13 protein-coding genes, 2 tRNA genes and 1 pseudogene are annotated in these 16,105 nt (G+C 38.4%); 10 read left to right on the forward strand and 6 right to left on the reverse strand.

Going from position 1 to position 16,105, the window contains the following annotated elements:
• Positions 1–87: 87 nt before the first annotated feature.
• Positions 88–162: transfer RNA gene (locus ACFILD_RS05065), tRNA-Asn, on the reverse strand.
• Positions 163–346: 184 nt separating this feature from the next.
• Here ACFILD_RS05065 and ACFILD_RS05070 point away from each other — a divergent pair.
• From ACFILD_RS05070 to ACFILD_RS05095, 6 genes are all read left to right on the forward strand, one after another.
• A tRNA-Cys gene (locus tag ACFILD_RS05070) sits at positions 347–420 on the forward strand.
• Between the two features lie 220 nt (positions 421–640).
• Positions 641–1,315, forward strand: coding sequence for a protein-L-isoaspartate O-methyltransferase (locus tag ACFILD_RS05075; protein ID WP_273791442.1), 675 nt, complete (start codon positions 641–643; stop codon positions 1,313–1,315).
• 66 nt (positions 1,316–1,381) lie between these two features.
• Positions 1,382–2,674, forward strand: coding sequence for a TolC family outer membrane protein (locus ACFILD_RS05080; protein ID WP_375664849.1), 1,293 nt, complete (start codon positions 1,382–1,384; stop codon positions 2,672–2,674).
• 249 nt (positions 2,675–2,923) lie between these two features.
• Positions 2,924–3,478: a DUF2497 domain-containing protein gene (locus tag ACFILD_RS05085; protein WP_273791444.1), complete on the forward strand. Its 555-nt coding sequence runs from the start codon at positions 2,924–2,926 to the stop codon at positions 3,476–3,478.
• A 137-nt stretch (positions 3,479–3,615) separates the two neighbouring features.
• A complete protein-coding gene (locus ACFILD_RS05090) occupies positions 3,616–6,339 on the forward strand; it encodes a valine--tRNA ligase (protein WP_375657820.1) in 2,724 nt (907 codons plus the stop codon).
• A gap of 1,072 nt (positions 6,340–7,411) precedes the next feature.
• A complete protein-coding gene (locus ACFILD_RS05095; RefSeq protein WP_375664850.1) occupies positions 7,412–8,203 on the forward strand; it encodes a tetratricopeptide repeat protein in 792 nt (263 codons plus the stop codon).
• Between the two features lie 102 nt (positions 8,204–8,305).
• Here the strand turns inward: ACFILD_RS05095 and ACFILD_RS05100 are convergent, their stop codons facing one another.
• The 5 genes from ACFILD_RS05100 to xth form a co-directional block, all read right to left on the reverse strand.
• Positions 8,306–9,052, reverse strand: a complete 747-nt coding sequence (locus ACFILD_RS05100; RefSeq protein ID WP_273791447.1) for an amino acid ABC transporter ATP-binding protein — start codon at positions 9,050–9,052, stop codon at positions 8,306–8,308.
• A gap of 11 nt (positions 9,053–9,063) precedes the next feature.
• Positions 9,064–9,780 carry an amino acid ABC transporter permease gene (locus ACFILD_RS05105; RefSeq protein WP_273791448.1) on the reverse strand — a complete coding sequence of 239 codons (717 nt, stop codon included), beginning with the start codon at positions 9,778–9,780 and terminating at the stop codon, positions 9,064–9,066.
• A 2-nt stretch (positions 9,781–9,782) separates the two neighbouring features.
• Entirely contained in the window at positions 9,783–10,535 is a 753-nt protein-coding gene (locus tag ACFILD_RS05110; protein WP_273791449.1) for an amino acid ABC transporter permease, read from the reverse strand.
• A gap of 141 nt (positions 10,536–10,676) precedes the next feature.
• Positions 10,677–11,582, reverse strand: a complete 906-nt coding sequence (locus tag ACFILD_RS05115) for a transporter substrate-binding domain-containing protein (protein WP_375631472.1) — start codon at positions 11,580–11,582, stop codon at positions 10,677–10,679.
• Positions 11,583–11,707: 125 nt separating this feature from the next.
• Positions 11,708–12,490 (reverse strand): exodeoxyribonuclease III, encoded by a 783-nt coding sequence (gene xth, locus ACFILD_RS05120; RefSeq protein ID WP_273791451.1) that lies wholly within the window; start codon positions 12,488–12,490, stop codon positions 11,708–11,710.
• Between the two features lie 503 nt (positions 12,491–12,993).
• Here xth and rpsL point away from each other — a divergent pair.
• The 4 genes and pseudogenes from rpsL to ACFILD_RS05140 all read left to right on the forward strand — a co-directional run.
• Positions 12,994–13,365 (forward strand): 30S ribosomal protein S12, encoded by a 372-nt coding sequence (gene rpsL / locus ACFILD_RS05125; RefSeq protein ID WP_005773262.1) that lies wholly within the window; start codon positions 12,994–12,996, stop codon positions 13,363–13,365.
• Between the two features lie 18 nt (positions 13,366–13,383).
• Positions 13,384–13,854: a 30S ribosomal protein S7 gene (rpsG, locus tag ACFILD_RS05130; RefSeq protein ID WP_273791452.1), complete on the forward strand. Its 471-nt coding sequence runs from the start codon at positions 13,384–13,386 to the stop codon at positions 13,852–13,854.
• Positions 13,855–13,878: 24 nt separating this feature from the next.
• The gene (fusA, locus tag ACFILD_RS05135; protein WP_375632621.1) at positions 13,879–15,963 is read left to right on the forward strand and encodes an elongation factor G; all 2,085 of its coding nucleotides are present in this window, start codon (positions 13,879–13,881) and stop codon (positions 15,961–15,963) included.
• A 62-nt stretch (positions 15,964–16,025) separates the two neighbouring features.
• Positions 16,026–16,105, forward strand: a pseudogene (locus ACFILD_RS05140) (elongation factor Tu); the annotation flags it as partial.

The raw sequence follows: 16,105 nt of genomic DNA on the forward strand, positions 1-16,105 counted from the left end.
AAATCCTATTCCATTACTTTTATTAACGAATCCCTCATGTCTAAAAACTTTAGAAAAAACAATAAATTACGTAGAATAAAAGAAAAGTGGCTCCCCGGGCCGGATTCGAACCAGCGACCAACCGGTTAACAGCCGGTTGCTCTACCGCTGAGCTACCGGGGAACGGTGCCCAATCATTTAGTTGAAAAGGCTATAGCAAAGCAATACTGATTTGCAAAGGATAAAATTACTTTTTTTAAAAAAATATGATAAATTGTGTAATAAGAGGAAAAAAGGCGAGAGAAGATTTCTACACCTTGACGGATGCGTTGCCTTCCCTTATTGAAACCTTTATGTTTGTTGACGAGGCCTCGTGGCGGAATGGTTACGCAGAGGACTGCAAATCCTTGTATCCCGGTTCGATTCCGGGCGAGGCCTCCAGCCGATTTTAAACGAAACGGCTTTTAAGGGAGATGAGGTATAGGAAAATAGATTATTTCCCTCTATTCTTGTGAAGACACTTTTGTATGAGAGATTATACAGTTAAAATCTAATTGTTGACTGTAGCATCCTTTTTTGTAATGCCCATAGTTTAAGAGATCTTTATCCCTTATTGTCGCTGTTTGGTTTGTTTTTTGTAGGTTAGGAGAAAATATTCGTTATGGTTGCAGATTTTGCTGAGCTTCGTCGCAAAATGGTTGACAATCAAATTCGTACAGTCGATGTAACGGATTTATCAGTTCTTGAAGCCTTTTTAACGGTGTCTCGTGAAGATTTTGTATCGGAAGATATGAAAGTGTTAAGTTATCTTGATACCGATATTGTTCTATGTCCAGAGCAAGATGGGGTTCCTGCACGCTATTTGATGAAACCTGCATCTCTAGCGAAATTACTACAGCTTGCCGCTTTAAAATCATCAGATGTTGTTTTAGATATTGGTGCAAATAGTGGTTATTGTGCAGCGTTGCTTGCAAAACTTGCAGGGTCTGTGATTGCGCTGGAAAGTAATAAATCTCTCTTTGAACGTGCTCTTGAAGCTTTAGAACGTAATCAATGTGATAATGTGGTTGTCGTTCATGGTCCATTAGAGCAAGGATATGCTGTTGAGGGACCTTATGATGTGATTTTCATTGAGGGATCTGTTGATTTTATTCCTCAGGGTATCTTTGATCAAATGAAAGACTGTGGACGTCTTGTTGTGGTTGAAGGGTATGGAAATGCTGCTGTTGCACAAATCTATATAAAAGAAGATGGGATCATCTCGGCTCGTCGTGCTTTTAATCTCGCTGTAAAGCCTCTTCCTTGTTTTTTCAAAACACCTGGTTTTGTGTTTTAGTGCTTGTTTGTTTTGTGAATAAAAGATAATTTTGTAATTTATTTGGGGTTTGTTATTGTGTGTATTATGTTTAGAATAAACAAGAAGTTTCAGGCATGTTTATTACTGGTGTTGAGTGTTTTACTATCAGAGACTGTTTGTGCTGAAACATTGATGGATGCCTTTTCTAAGGCTTATAAATATAATGCTAAGTTGAATAGTGAACGTGCAGCTGTGCGTATATCCAGTGATGATGTTGTCATTGCGCGATCAGGGTTATTGCCACAAGTTGAGGGGCTTGGGAACTATGGGCGGAATAAGTCTTTTACAGGTCCTTATGTCACTTCTGGATCTATAGGAGTGAGATTAAATCAAAGATTATTTGATGGTTTTATCACGCAAAATATCTTTTCTTCAGCTCAAGTTAAGTTGCAGGCTCAGCGTGAATATCTTCGTAATGTTGAACAAAATACGTTTCTAGAGGTGGTGACCGCTTATGCTAATGTCTATCACGCACGTCGTGTTGCCGATCTTCGGAGAGAAAATTTGGCAGCTCTTGAGGAACACGTTCGTTCCAATAAAGCAAAATTTGATGTGGGTGAAGGAGGGCATGTTGATCTTGCTCAAGCTCAAGCTGCACGTTCCGTGGCGGTTTCAGAGCTGAGTCTTGCTCGTGCTGATGTAAAAGCAGCAGAGGCAGTGTATCGACAAGTTATTGGTTCTGATCCTGAAAAGTTAAAACGCCCACCCATAGCCAAAGATTTTCCCGTCAACCTTGATATGGCTTACCAAATGAGTGTTGTGATGCATCCAGCAATCCTTTATGCTAAATATTTAGTTGATGCGAGTGCTTATAATGTAAAGGCGAAAGAAGGGGCATTGCTCCCTAAAGTTGATTTTTCTGCAACAGCATCTTATAATCGAATCTACAGCGGGGTTGGAGAAGATGGCGTTTCTAAATCTGTAGGATTGTCAGTAAGTGTCCCAATCTTTGAAGGAGGGCGTACGTCTGCGCAAATTCGCCAATCAAGGGAACAGCTTGGACAGGCGCAGCTTCAACTCGATTTGGCGCATAGTAATACGAGGCAAGCACTGACTTCTGCTTGGTTTCAGTTGGAGGGTGCACGCTCATCTGTTATTGCTTACCGTGAAAGTGTTCGTGCTGCTGAAATTGCTCTGAAAGGTCGTGTTCAAGAAAATCGCGTAGGGCAAGCAACGACGCTGGATGTTTTAAATTCTCGTACTCTATTGATTAATGCTCAGATTGCGCTTGCAATGGCGGAGCGTAATGCTGTTGTGGCGAGCTATAGTGTTCAATCTTCTATTGGTAAATTGACTGCAAGTTATTTAGGTTTAAAAACAATTAAATATATCCGATAATGTATAAAAGTATCTCTTTAATCTTAAATTATTTTAGTTTTTAAAAGATTAGTAAATCAACAGTTGAATATGTTAAAAAATATTGCGGCGAGATATTATCTTTATAAAGTGTAGAAAACTGTGTGTAGCGCCCTCTTTATGACAAGCATATTTGAAAATATCGTGGGAGGCATGTTGATCTTATAATTCTTTTGCATACACTGAAAATATGATTCTATTTGTTGTTGCGTCTTTGAGAGGTTGTAAAGTATGGTACAGAGTTCAAGCGTGTTACGTGAGCCAAGTATGGATGAAATTTTAACATCTATTCGTGAAATAATCGAAGAAAATGCGGTTCAATCTGATCACTTTTTAAATGAAGATGTTGCAGTGAATGCTTCAGAAGTTGCATCAGAGAGTATTTATGATACAGCCTTATCGGTTGATGATGCTATGAAAGCTTTAGCTGATCGTATTGGTCTTTCATCTGAAAATCAAGGGGGGAAGATAACGCAAGAGAAAGAGGATATAGAGGCAGAAAATAATACAGTTGGTATGGATATGCAAAAGATGAAGCTTTCTTCTGAAGAACGGAATTCTGTTTATAAAGCAAAAGAATATGAAGATGAGATAAGGAAATCACAGTCAGACGCAGGAAGGGATGGTCATGTGGAATTGTCTGCATATTGTATTTCTTCTGCAGAAAAGATTGCAAAGGATGTGTTGCGTCCGGCTATAGCAGAATGGTTACAGTCTAAATTGCCTATTTTGCTGGAAGATATTTTGCGTGAAGAGATTGTGAAGGCGATTAAAAAATCGTCTTAATTATTTTTATGTTTTTCATTTTATGGGGATTTTGTTTGCGATTTTGCGAGCTCTCTAGTGAATGGCTGAGATTCACGAGATTCTGATCGGGTTTTGATCATATATTGTGTTTTTCAGCGGCGTTATGGATGGATAGAATGTTAGAAAAAAACTATGATGCTTCCTCTATAGAGCAACGGGTTGCAAAGAGATGGGAGACTCGTGGGGCTTTTAAAGCGGGAGCTGGTTCTAAAAGCGATGCAGAGCCTTTTTGCGTTATGCTTCCACCTCCTAATGTTACAGGCTCACTTCATATGGGGCATGCGCTCAATACGACAATTCAAGATATAATAGTTAGATTTCAGCGGATGCGTGGCAAAAATGTGTTGTGGCAGCCTGGTATGGATCATGCTGGGATTGCTACGCAAATGGTTGTGGAACGTCAACTTGCAGAACGTCAAGAGCCAACGCGTCAAGAAATGGGGAGAGAAAAGTTTATTGAGCGTATTTGGGAATGGCGTTATGAAACTGGAGGCGTTATTGCAAACCAGTTGCGTCGCCTTGGGGTTTCATGTGATTGGTCGCGTGAGCGGTTTACAATGGATGAGGGGTTGTCGCAGGCGGTTCGTGAAGTCTTTGTCACGCTTTATAAGCAAGGGTTGATATATAGGGATAAGCGTCTCGTTAATTGGGATCCTAAATTGTTGACAGCTATTTCAGATCTTGAAGTTGAGCAAAAAGAAGTTCAAGGACATTTGTGGCACTTTAGATATCCACTTGAAGGTAAAACTTTTGATCCAAATGATGCTACAACTTTTATAACAGTGGCGACAACACGACCAGAAACAATGCTTGGTGATACAGGAATTGCTGTTAATCCTGAAGATGAGCGTTATAAAAATCTTATCGGTAAAAATGCTCTTTTGCCGCTTGTTGGTCGTAGGTTATTAATTGTGGGTGATAGCCATGCTGATCCTGAGGCTGGAAGTGGTGCTGTAAAAATCACACCAGCTCATGACTTTAATGACTTTGAAGTAGGACAGCGTAATCATTTACGCTTGATCAATATTTTTACCCAAAAAGCCGAAATTTTTCTTCGTGAAAATGAAGCATTTTTCGATGGTTTGATTTTATCAGATGAATTAAAAATGTTAGTAGAAAATCTCGATAAATCTGATCGTTTTGTTGCTCGCCAGAAGATTATTTCTTTGATGGAAGAACAGGGATATTTAGCTTCTGTTGATGATCATACCCATATGGTTCCTCATGGAGATCGCAGTGGTGTCCCTATTGAGCCTTTTTTGACAGATCAATGGTATGTTCATGCTGCTGAATTAGCAAAGCCAGCGATAGAGGCTGTTCAACAAGGAAAAACGCAGTTTGTTCCCGATAACTGGAAAAAGACTTACTTCAATTGGATGCAGAATATTCAACCTTGGTGCATTTCTCGCCAATTATGGTGGGGACATCAGATTCCTGCTTGGTATGGTCCTGATGGAACGGTTTTTGTTGAAAAAAGTGAAAAAGAGGCTTTAGATTCAGCTTTTGCTCATTATGGTGAGGTTGTTGACTTAATCCGTGATCCGGATGTTTTAGATACGTGGTTTTCATCAGCTCTTTGGCCTTTTTCAACATTAGGATGGCCAAATAAAACGACTGAATTATCTACTTTTTACCCAACATCTTTATCTGTGACAGGATTTGATATTATTTTTTTCTGGGTTGCTCGTATGATGATGATGGGACTTCACTTTATGGGTGACGTTCCTTTCCCAACGGTTTATGTGCATGCTCTTGTGCGGGATCAAAAGGGCGCAAAGATGTCAAAATCAAAGGGAAATATTATTGATCCCTTAGAGCTTATTGATCAATATAGTGCTGATGCACTTCGATTTACTTTAGCTATTATGGCAGCACAAGGTCGTGATGTAAAACTTGATGTTTCCCGTATTGCTGGTTATCGTAATTTTGCTACGAAATTGTGGAATGCTACCCGATTTGCACAGATGAATGGTGTGAAGCATGATCCAGCTTTTAAACCAGAACAAGCAAAACTGGCGCTTAATCGTTGGATTTTAACAGAGTTATCTAAAACAATTTCAGCAGTTACGACTGGTATTGAACACTATAAATTTAATGAGTCAGCTGCCACTCTTTACCGTTTCATTTGGAATACATTATGTGATTGGTATTTGGAGCTTCTCAAACCTATTTTTCAGGGGGAAAATGAAGATGCTAAAAATGAGGCTCAAGCTTGTACTGCTTGGGTTTTAGATGAAGTTTATAAACTTCTTCATCCTTTTATGCCTTATATGACGGAAGAGTTGTGGTCTCTTACAGAAACGCAAGCCATCAAGCGTGAGGATATGCTCGCATTGACAAAATGGCCAGAGGAAACATTGATAGATGAAGAAGCTGCTGATGATATTAATTGGCTTATTGATGTCGTCACGGGGATTCGGTCTGTACGTTTTGAAATGAATATTCCAGTGGCGACACAAGCACCTCTTGTTGTTGTTGAAGGAGGGGAAGTAACGCGAGAGCGTGTGAAGCGTTATGATGCACTTCTTAAAAAATTAGCGCGTATTGAAGTTATTGATTTCTCTGATAAAGTTCCGGAAGTATCAGCACAAATGATTTTGGGAGAGGCTGTTTTTTGTTTGCCATTAGGACAGTTGATTGATTTGGAGGCTGAACGTGTTCGTTTGAGGAAGGATGTCAGTAAAATTGAACAAGATATTGAAAAAATATCGCTTAAGTTAAACAACCCCAAATTTATAGCAAATGCAAAAGCAGAAATTGTTGAGCGTGAGCGGAACAGGGTTGTAGAACTGCGTGCAGCGCAGAAGAAAATATTTGTTGCTTTAGAGCGGTTAGATTGATTTCAACTTTTTCTTTTGTTAGTTTTTCATGAACGATCATAAAATCTCTACTGAAATCCATTGTTTTATGTTTATCATTAAAGAGACATCTTTTAAGGCGTCCAAGCCTATTCCACGACGTAGATCATGAATGGTATAACGGTAAATCCATTGGGCTTCCCTTCTTTATGCTTGTGAAGTAACAAGCGCCGGTACCATTCTGTCCAATCCGGACAGCCCTTGGCACTTAAGACCGTTCATAAGAGGCATTTTTAGTTCTTTCTTACACAGAGTTTTTATCCACATAGCTTTCTCTGCTTGTAATGTGCAAGCGGATGATTTTGATTGATTTAACATGGAGCACGTTTGGAATGAGAGAATCTTACGATATTCGAGGGCCTCATTCAACATGCAAAAAGGAAAATTATAATTATAAATCAATTTCTTGCTTTATTACTGTAAAATATCATCATTTAGAGTAGCAATATAAGGTATGTAAAATTACACATGTGGTATTTTTTTGTATGAGTGGTGAGTATTCTAAGGTAGAACTTGTGTGTAAAGTATGAAGTAACCCCATGTGAAATGATGTTAGGTGCAATCCGTTAAATAAAAAGCTGTATTGTTTATAGATTGACGGAGACAAAAAACTTCCTCCTTAAGGTGGTAAGGCAGTCGTGAAGTTATAAGTTAATTATCATCATTATATTTATCCATCTTTCGTATTGTTTTTTATACTTAAACGCTTACCATTCATCATGTATTCTCTTCGTTCTCAAGTTACTGTTTAATGCACGTTATTTTATTGAACGATTTTTGCTCATACGTATAAAATTTTAAGATCGATAAATCTTAGAATGTTAAAGGATGTGTTACAAAATATAGAATGATGATTTATATTTAAAAATCAATTTGTTATATATAAAAATGGATACTTAATTTTATCGAACATTTTGGATGGTTTTTATCTATTTGTTTTTTCTTTTAAAATTTTTACTTTAAAATTGCGTATGCTTCTTACTAAGAAAAAGAGTTTAAATATCCACAAAGAAATTCGTAACAGATATAATCATTAAAATTGAGGTAGGGGGAAATGGTTAATAGGTTTCAGATATGGAAAAAAGTCACGATTGTTGTGATTTTAGGGGGATTCTTTTCGACTGTTTATGTAATAGATGTCAATAGCTTGCAAGAAGCGAATGATGGTTCGTTTTATTTTTTAAAACGTGGCATGTCTGCTTATAAAAATGGGCATATAAATCAGGCTATTGCAGCATTACGTTGTGCAGCTAAGAGAGGCCATATTGGTGCGAATTGGAAACTTGGCTCTATCTATGCAAACGGTGATGGTGTCTCTAAAAATGATTATAAGGCATATAATTTTTTTGCATATATTGTTGAAAAAGGTGCTGATCTTGGTTCAGAGGATGAAAGTTATGTTTCTGACGCATTGGTTAAACTTGCGCGATATATAAAAAAAGGTATTCCTCAATCACCTGTGAAACCTGATCCTTCTTATGCTGCTCATCTTTATATGCAGGCTGCGGTAAACTATGGAAATCCTAAAGCTCAGTATCATTTAGGAAAAATATTTTTAAAGGGAGAGGGAAGGGAGAAAAATCTTATACAAGCAGCACGATGGTTTCAACTTTCAGCAAAAAAAGGAAATCCTTCCGCCCAAGCAATGCTTGGAAATATACTGCTTAAAGAAGGAAAAATTGTCCGTGGGGCAGCAATGTTAACTGCTGCCTATGAAAAAGCTAACGTAAAAGACAAAAATTGGATTCACCCTTTACAAGAAGAGGCTTTTGCTCTTTGTAATGAATCTGAGAGACGTACAGCAATTTCACTGGTTGCTGAGATTTTAAAGAATAACAGTTTTTAAACATCTGATTGTAATATTTTTACATTCTCTCATCTTATATTAAACTCTGTTTCCTTGTATACAAGTTCATAGTAAAGATAACTTTTTATGACAATATAACGACTAATGACTTAGGATTTTAGACAAAAATTCTTGCGTTCTCGGTTTTCTTGCTTGCGGATCAGAAAAGAACTCTTTAGATGAACAGTCTTCAAGAATTGTTCCTTGATCTATGAAAATAACACGCTCCGAGACTTTTTGTGCAAATCCCATTTCATGGGTTACACAAATCATCGTCATACCTTCTTCTGCTAAGCTAATCATGACATCGAGTACTTCACCTACCATTTCAGGATCGAGAGCAGATGTTGGTTCATCAAAAAGCATGACAAGTGGATCCATAGTTAAGGCACGTGCAATAGCAACACGTTGTTGTTGCCCTCCAGAAAGTTGACCAGGATATTTATCTTTGTGTTCAATGAGTCCAACGCGTTCAAGATATAACAATCCACGTTCAAGTGCTTCTTTTTTGCTTCGTTTTAGGACTTTGATTTGTGCAATTGTCAAATTTTCTGTGACAGATAAATGGGGGAAAAGCTCGAAGTGTTGAAACACCATTCCTACCTGACTTCGCAATTTAGGCAGATTCGTTTTTTTTGAATGAACTGGTATTCCATTAATCCAAATTTCACCTTTTTGAAAAGGGACGAGAGCGTTAATAGTTTTAATGAGTGTTGACTTTCCGGAGCCTGATGGACCACAAACGACAACGACTTCTCCTTTATTAATGTTGGTTGTACAGTTTTTAAGGACTTTAATTTCGCCATACCAATTAGAAACATTTTTTATTTCGATCATATGAGTAGACATTTTTTTTCCTGTTAGCGAATAATGGATACTTTTTTTTGTAAATACAAAACTATTTGTGACAGTGTAAAACAGATAACAAAATAGAAAATAGCTGCTAAGATATAAGCTTCTTGCTTTACACCAAAATTATTAGCAGCAATATCAAAACCATTCAAAAGGCTATGACCACTGATGGCATAAACAAGGGTTGTATCCTGAAAAAGGATAATAACTTGTGTTAAAAAGACTGGAAGCATATCTCTAAAGGCTTGAGGAAGAATGACAATGTACATACTTTGCCAATATGTCATTCCAAGAGCTTGTCCTGCATATTTTTGTCCTTGCGGAACTGAATTGATTCCAGCACGCATAATCTCAGCAAAATAAGCCGTTTCAAATGCGGTAAAGGTAATGAGTGCTGATTTATTTGCACCGATGGATATACCGGTTAAAAAAGGCAGAAGCACGAAAAACCATAAGATAACCATCACAAGTGGTATTGAACGCATAGCTGTTATGTAACCTATTGCAAACCAAGAAAGAAGTTTTATGGAAGAAAGGCGCATCATTGCTAGAAGCGTACCGAAAACAAACCCCAACACCGTTGCAAAAAGAGTTAGAAAAACGCTAAAGAGTAAACCTGATAAAATGTAAGAACGAAATACATCAAAGGTAAAAAAGGAAAAATCAAAGTCGGAAAAATTGAAAGGAGAATAAAGTCCAAACTGAGAGCTTATGAAATTCATCATATTCAATTTCCCTTTGTTTGAAAATTAGGAATTTTGAGTATTTGTTCAATGACTGTCATCACAATGAATACGAATAAGGCTATTAGAATATAAAGAGCCGTAACAAGTAAATAATTTTCGTAAACATGGCTTACCTCTTCAATTGCTTGGTATTGAAATTGCATGAGCTCATTTATTGAAACGGCGAATGCTATAGACGAATTTTTCACAATGCCCATTGCTTCTGAAGTAAGAGGTGGCATAATTGCACGTATAGCACGTGGTAGTATAATATAGCGATAACTTTGATAAGTTGTAAACCCCATTGCCATAGCAGCATAGCGTTGTCCAGAAGGAATCGCTTCAATGCCTGAACGAACCTGTTCTGCAATGCGTGCAGATGTAAAGAATCCCAATGCGCATGTTATTAAGAGAATGGGGGAAAATTTCATCGCTGGTGGATAAATCTTCGGAACAACAAAATACCACAAAAACACTTGTACAAGGAGGGGAATATTACGCATAATCTCTACCCAAATAGTACCGATAGTGCGAAATATATAATTGGTTATGGATGTTTTAGGTAAAGTGCGCATTGTTCCTATAACAACACCACACAATACAGCTAATATAAGTGAAGTGATAGACAATATAACCGTATTTTTAAAGCCATCGAGAAGTGTATCTAAATAGGTATGGCTCACGCCGGGAGTCCCCAAGCATCCTGTTACCAATGTTTGAGTAAGGTCATCTCTACAAAGGAAAGAAAAGTCCATTAATTGATATTCCCTCAAATTAGTCATTCACAAATAGGGCAATAAACCAAGCGCATCTACATAGGCCAAATTTATTTAAAAGTGAATTAAAATATAAACCACACTCAATTTCAAAAGAGTGTGGTTCTTTTTTATTAAATTCTATAAATCTTTTTCTGCGTAGCTTTCTCGAGGTTTATTATTTGGGTGATCCCAAGCATATCTTGTTTGTTTTGACAAGGGAAGGTTCATAACAGTGTTAGCAGGTGGGATCGGTTTCATAAACCACTTATTATAAAGCTTTTCCAGTGATTCATCTTTAATCTGACGTACGATACTATCGTTGATTGTTTGTTCAAATTTTTTGTCATTTAATCTGAGCATACAGGCAATAGGTTCGACTGAAAGTACAGTATCAAGAATGACATAATCAGATGGATTCTTTGATTTAGCAATATGTCCAGCAAGAATTGAAGCGTCCATGACAAAAGCATCTGCCTTACCAGATTCTAATAACAAAAAACTATCTCCGTGATCTTTCCCCTTTAAAACTTTAAACTGAATGTTTTTTGCACGTTTATTTTTACGAATAAGTTGAACAGATGTTGTACCGGTGGTCGTTGCAACTGTTTTTCCATTTAAATCCTCAAGAGATTTAATGTTAGAATTTTTCTTTACAGCAATCCGAACCTCCTCAATGTATGTCGTATAAGCAAATGCTGCTTCTTTACTGCGGGCAAGATCATGTGTTGTTGAGCCGCACTCAAAATCATAGGTTTTATTTTTTAAGAGAGGAATTCTATTTTGAGAAGTGATGGGAAGATAATGAATTTTAATTGGTTTACCAATTTTTTTTGAGATATCATCAATGATCCGTTCTGCCATTTCTGTATGAAAACCTACATATTTATTATTACCAAGGGCGTAGGCTAAACCAGATGATTCACGGACACCTAAAGTAATTTCCCCTGTTCGTTTTATTTTTTCAAGAGTATCATGTTCAGCATGTGCGAAACTTGAGAATCCAATGGCCGTTGCTGCAATAAGCATTAACAATGATTTCTTCATTTATGTCCTCCATTCATTTATTTTTATTTTAGTTGCTTAAGATATACTGTTTATATGCTGTAGCATAGTTATTATTTTTGAGTGGATTTTTTTTTGTTGTCTCATGAAATGAGGATTGTACTTTCTTAATTGATATTAAGGTGAATCCAAACAGGAACGTGGTCGGATGGTTTTTGATATCCCCTTACTTCTGCTTGGCTATGAGCGCAAATTAGTTGATCAACAGCTTCTGGTGATAATAATAAATGATCAATGCGAATCCCATTATTCTTAGGCCAGGCACCTGCCTGAAAATCCCAAAAACTGAAGGAGGGAGTATCGGTGACATTCCGGATAGCATCATAAAAACCTAAATGAAGAATACGTTGGAATGCTTTTCTTGTTTCTCCAAGAAATAAGGCATCTTGATACCATTCTTGAGGTTTTTTTGCATCTAATGGAGCGGGGATGACATTATAATCACCCGCTAGAATAAGGGGTTCTTCATACGCAAGCAATGATTTTGCATGTGTATATAATCTTTCCATCCATTCTATCTTATAGGAATATTTTTCACTCTCAATAGGATTCCCATTTGGCAAATAGAGAGATGCAACACGAACAACACCTTTGTTTGTTGAATAAACTGCTTCAATGTAACGTGTTTGTTTATCATTATCATTGCCTGGTAATCGACGGATCACTTCATCTGGTGTTTTTTTAGAGAGAATCGCAACGCCATTAAAACTTTTTTGTCCGTGTGTTTCTATATGGTAACCTAAACTTTCAATTGCATCGCGTGGAAAATTTTCATCAATACTTTTAATTTCCTGTAAACAGACTATGTCCGGCTGGCTTTGCTGCAGCCATTGACATAATGTTTCATGTCGTGCTTTTATCCCGGCAATATTCCACGTTGCTATTTTCATGGCGCTCATCATTAGATATCAAATATGCAATTCAATTTACTGCTCAATTTACTGCATTTATGTTTTGCTACAGTCATATCGCTACTTTTTTATTTATAGGGATATTACTTATGGTAAATTGATTTATCAAGAGTAGCGGTAAAAGCAAATTTAAAGCTTTAAAATTTAATTTATTTTCATTTTTAAAAACTTTCTGCTGTTTAGTTCTTGACGAATGTACGTGTTCTCGCTATTAGAGATGGATATAGCCGATGTGGGTGTAATCAGGTGCTTTGGATATGAACCGGAAGATTATTCACAGGTGTTAAGAAGATTAAAAGTAAATCCTAGTGCAAAAGGCTACTGCCTTCTCTGCTTATGGTCGGGTAAACTGTTTTTTGCAGGTGTGCCCGATTTTGTGTGTAGACTTAAATATCTGTTCCGATTCTGTTGGGGTGGATGGAAATGAAAATAGAAAAGCCCGATTGGGTGAGAAGAATATAGATCAAAAAGAGGAAGGTTGCATGCCTACCGTAAACCAGTTGATTCGTAAGCCGCGTGTGGCGCCAGTTAAACGTAATAAGGTTCCTGCTCTGCAGTCGAATCCGCAGAAGCGTGGTGTTTGTACGCGTGTTTATACAACAACGCCGAAGAAACCTAATTCTGCTCTTCGTAAAGTTGCTAAAATTCGCTTGACGAATGGATTTGAGGTGATTGGTTATATTCCTGGAGAGGGACATAATCTTCAAGAGCACTCTGTTGTGATGATTCGTGGTGGTCGTGTAAAAGATTTGCCAGGAGTTCGTTATCACATTATTCGTGGTTTGCTTGATACCCAGGGTGTCAAGAATCGTAAACAGCGTCGTTCAAAGTATGGCGCAAAGCGTCCAAAATAATATTGAGAGACAAAGCCAATGTCCCGTCGTCATAGAGCAGAAAAGCGTGAGATTAATCCAGATCCAAAATTTGGTGATTTGGTTATTATGAAATTTATGAATGCCATTATGTTTGATGGTAAAAAATCAGTTGCAGAGCGTATTGTTTATGGTGCACTCGATTCTGTAGAAAAAAGAGTAAAAACAGATCCTGTGGCTCTATTTCATCGGGCCTTAGAGAATGTTGCTCCTCATATTGAGGTTCGTTCACGCCGTGTTGGTGGTGCTACTTATCAAGTTCCGATTGATGTTCGTCCTGATCGTCGTCAGGCTCTTGCTATTCGTTGGTTGATTGCGGCGGCGCGTGGTCGAAATGAAACGACGATGGTTGAGCGTTTATCTGGTGAATTGATGGATGCGGCTAATAATCGTGGTTCTGCCGTGAAAAAGCGTGAAGATGTTCATCGTATGGCTGAAGCTAATCGTGCTTTTTCTCACTATCGCTGGTAGAAGTTTTAAACTAAGGCAAATATAATGGCTCGCGAATATAAAATTGAAGATTATCGTAATTTTGGTATTATGGCGCATATTGATGCTGGTAAGACTACGATGACTGAACGTATTCTGTTCTATACCGGTAAGAATCATAAAATTGGCGAGACCCATGATGGTGCTTCTACGATGGATTGGATGGAGCAGGAGCAGGAGCGCGGTATTACGATTACGTCTGCTGCGACAACGACGTTTTGGGAAGGGCAGGACGGTCGGAAGCGTCGCTTTAATATTATTGATACGCCAGGGCACGTTGATTTTACGATTGAAGTTGAGCGCTCTTTGCGTGTTCTTGATGGCGCAATAGCCTTGTTGGATGCAAATGCTGGTGTGGAGCCTCAGACGGAAACTGTTTGGCGGCAAGCTGAGAAATATCGCGTGCCTCGTATGGTTTTTGTTAATAAAATGGACAAAATAGGAGCTGACTTTTATCGTAGTGTGGAGATGGTTGGTTCTCGGTTGGGTGCTAAAGCGCTTGTTTTGCAGTTGCCGATTGGCGCTGAAAATGACTTTGAAGGTGTTGTTGATCTTGTAGAAATGAAGGCTTTAAAGTGGGATGGTTCTATTGGTGCCTCGGCGGTGATAAGTGAAATTCCCTCTGATTTAAAGGAGAAAGCTGAAGAATATCGCGAGAAATTGATTGAGATGGCTGTGGAGGTTGATGAAGCAGCGACAGAGGCTTATTTAGAGGGTGTTATGCCAACCAACGAGCAGCTTGTTTCTCTCATTCGTAGGGGGACAGTAGAAGTTCAGTTTCATCCGGTTCTTTGTGGTACGGCTTTTAAAAACAAGGGGGTGCAGCCACTTTTGGATGCTGTTGTTTCCTATCTTCCTTCTCCAGTTGATATTCCGGCGATTAAGGGTATTGATGTAAAGACTGAGGCTGAGACGACACGCGAATCTTCTGATGATGCTCCGCTATCTATGCTTGCTTTTAAAATTATGAATGATCCTTTTGTTGGTTCATTGACGTTTTGTCGTATTTACTCAGGTAAAGTTCAGAAAGGTATTTCTCTTGAGAATACTGTGAAAAAGAAGAAAGAGCGTTTGGGGCGTATGCTTCAAATGCATTCAAATTCTCGTGAGGATATTGAAGAAGCATTTGCTGGTGATATTGTTGCTCTTGCAGGACTTAAGGAGACGACAACTGGGGATACTCTTTGTGATCCTTTGAAGCCTGTTGTTTTGGAGAGGATGGAATTTCCAGAGCCTGTTATTGAGATTGCAATTGAGCCGAAAACAAAAGCAGATCAAGAAAAAATGGGTATTGCTCTTAACCGTCTAGCGGCCGAAGATCCTTCATTTCGTGTTAAATCGGATGAGGAATCTGGTCAGACTATTATAGCTGGAATGGGTGAGCTTCATCTTGATATTATTGTTGACCGTATGCGGCGTGAGTTTAAGGTTGAAGCAAATGTTGGGCAGCCTCAAGTTGCTTATCGTGAGTCAATTACTAAAATGGCGGAAATTGATTATACGCATAAGAAGCAATCGGGTGGTGCCGGTCAATTTGCTCGTGTGAAAATTGTTTTTGAGCCTCATGATGGTGATGACTTTATTTTTGAGTCAAAGATTGTTGGTGGTGCTGTTCCTAAAGAATATATTCCCGGCGTCCAAAAGGGGATTGAGAGTGTTATGGGGTCAGGTCCTCTTGCGGGCTTTCCTATGCTTGGTGTAAAAGCGACTCTCATTGATGGTGGTTATCACGATGTTGATTCTTCGGTTTTGGCTTTTGAGATTGCGGCTCGTGCGGCTTTTCGTGATGGGGCAAAGAAGGCTGGTGCACAGCTTCTTGAACCGATCATGAAGGTGGAAGTTGTTACACCAGATGATTATGTTGGTGATGTTATTGGTGATCTCAATTCTCGTCGGGGACAGATTTCAGGAACTGAAGCGCGCGGCATTGCAACGGTTGTGAATGCAATGGTTCCTTTGGCGAATATGTTTGGTTATGTGAATACTCTTCGCTCTATGAGTCAGGGGCGTGCGCAGTATACAATGCAGTTTGATCATTACGAGCCTGTACCTTCGGCTGTTGCTTTGGAGATTCAAAAGAAATACGCGTAATTTCAGGTTGGTAATTAATTTTTAACTTAGTCCTTGGCTTGGACGGAAAATGGAGAGCTCAAATGGCGAAGAGCAAGTTTGAACGAACAAAACCGCATGTTAATATTGGTACGATTGGTCACGTTGATCATGGGAAGACCTC

Origin of the sequence: Bartonella sp. CL162QHHD (genome assembly GCF_042195435.1) — a bacterium.
In the GTDB taxonomy this organism is placed as follows: domain Bacteria; phylum Pseudomonadota; class Alphaproteobacteria; order Rhizobiales; family Rhizobiaceae; genus Bartonella.

Excerpts from the sequence above, each read along its gene's own strand:
- ACFILD_RS05075 (WP_273791442.1), top strand. The coding sequence starts at position 641 with ATGGTTGCAGATTTTGCTGAGCTTCGTCGCAAAATGGTTGACAATCAA.
- ACFILD_RS05080 (WP_375664849.1), top strand. The coding sequence starts at position 1,382 with ATGTTTAGAATAAACAAGAAGTTTCAGGCATGTTTATTACTGGTGTTG.
- ACFILD_RS05085 (WP_273791444.1), top strand. The coding sequence starts at position 2,924 with ATGGTACAGAGTTCAAGCGTGTTACGTGAGCCAAGTATGGATGAAATT.
- ACFILD_RS05090 (WP_375657820.1), top strand. The coding sequence starts at position 3,616 with ATGTTAGAAAAAAACTATGATGCTTCCTCTATAGAGCAACGGGTTGCA.
- ACFILD_RS05095 (WP_375664850.1), top strand. The coding sequence starts at position 7,412 with ATGGTTAATAGGTTTCAGATATGGAAAAAAGTCACGATTGTTGTGATT.
- ACFILD_RS05100 (WP_273791447.1), bottom strand. The coding sequence starts at position 9,052 with ATGTCTACTCATATGATCGAAATAAAAAATGTTTCTAATTGGTATGGC.
- ACFILD_RS05105 (WP_273791448.1), bottom strand. The coding sequence starts at position 9,780 with ATGATGAATTTCATAAGCTCTCAGTTTGGACTTTATTCTCCTTTCAAT.
- ACFILD_RS05110 (WP_273791449.1), bottom strand. The coding sequence starts at position 10,535 with ATGGACTTTTCTTTCCTTTGTAGAGATGACCTTACTCAAACATTGGTA.
- ACFILD_RS05115 (WP_375631472.1), bottom strand. The coding sequence starts at position 11,582 with ATGAAGAAATCATTGTTAATGCTTATTGCAGCAACGGCCATTGGATTC.
- xth (WP_273791451.1), bottom strand. The coding sequence starts at position 12,490 with ATGAAAATAGCAACGTGGAATATTGCCGGGATAAAAGCACGACATGAA.
- rpsL (WP_005773262.1), top strand. The coding sequence starts at position 12,994 with ATGCCTACCGTAAACCAGTTGATTCGTAAGCCGCGTGTGGCGCCAGTT.
- rpsG (WP_273791452.1), top strand. The coding sequence starts at position 13,384 with ATGTCCCGTCGTCATAGAGCAGAAAAGCGTGAGATTAATCCAGATCCA.
- fusA (WP_375632621.1), top strand. The coding sequence starts at position 13,879 with ATGGCTCGCGAATATAAAATTGAAGATTATCGTAATTTTGGTATTATG.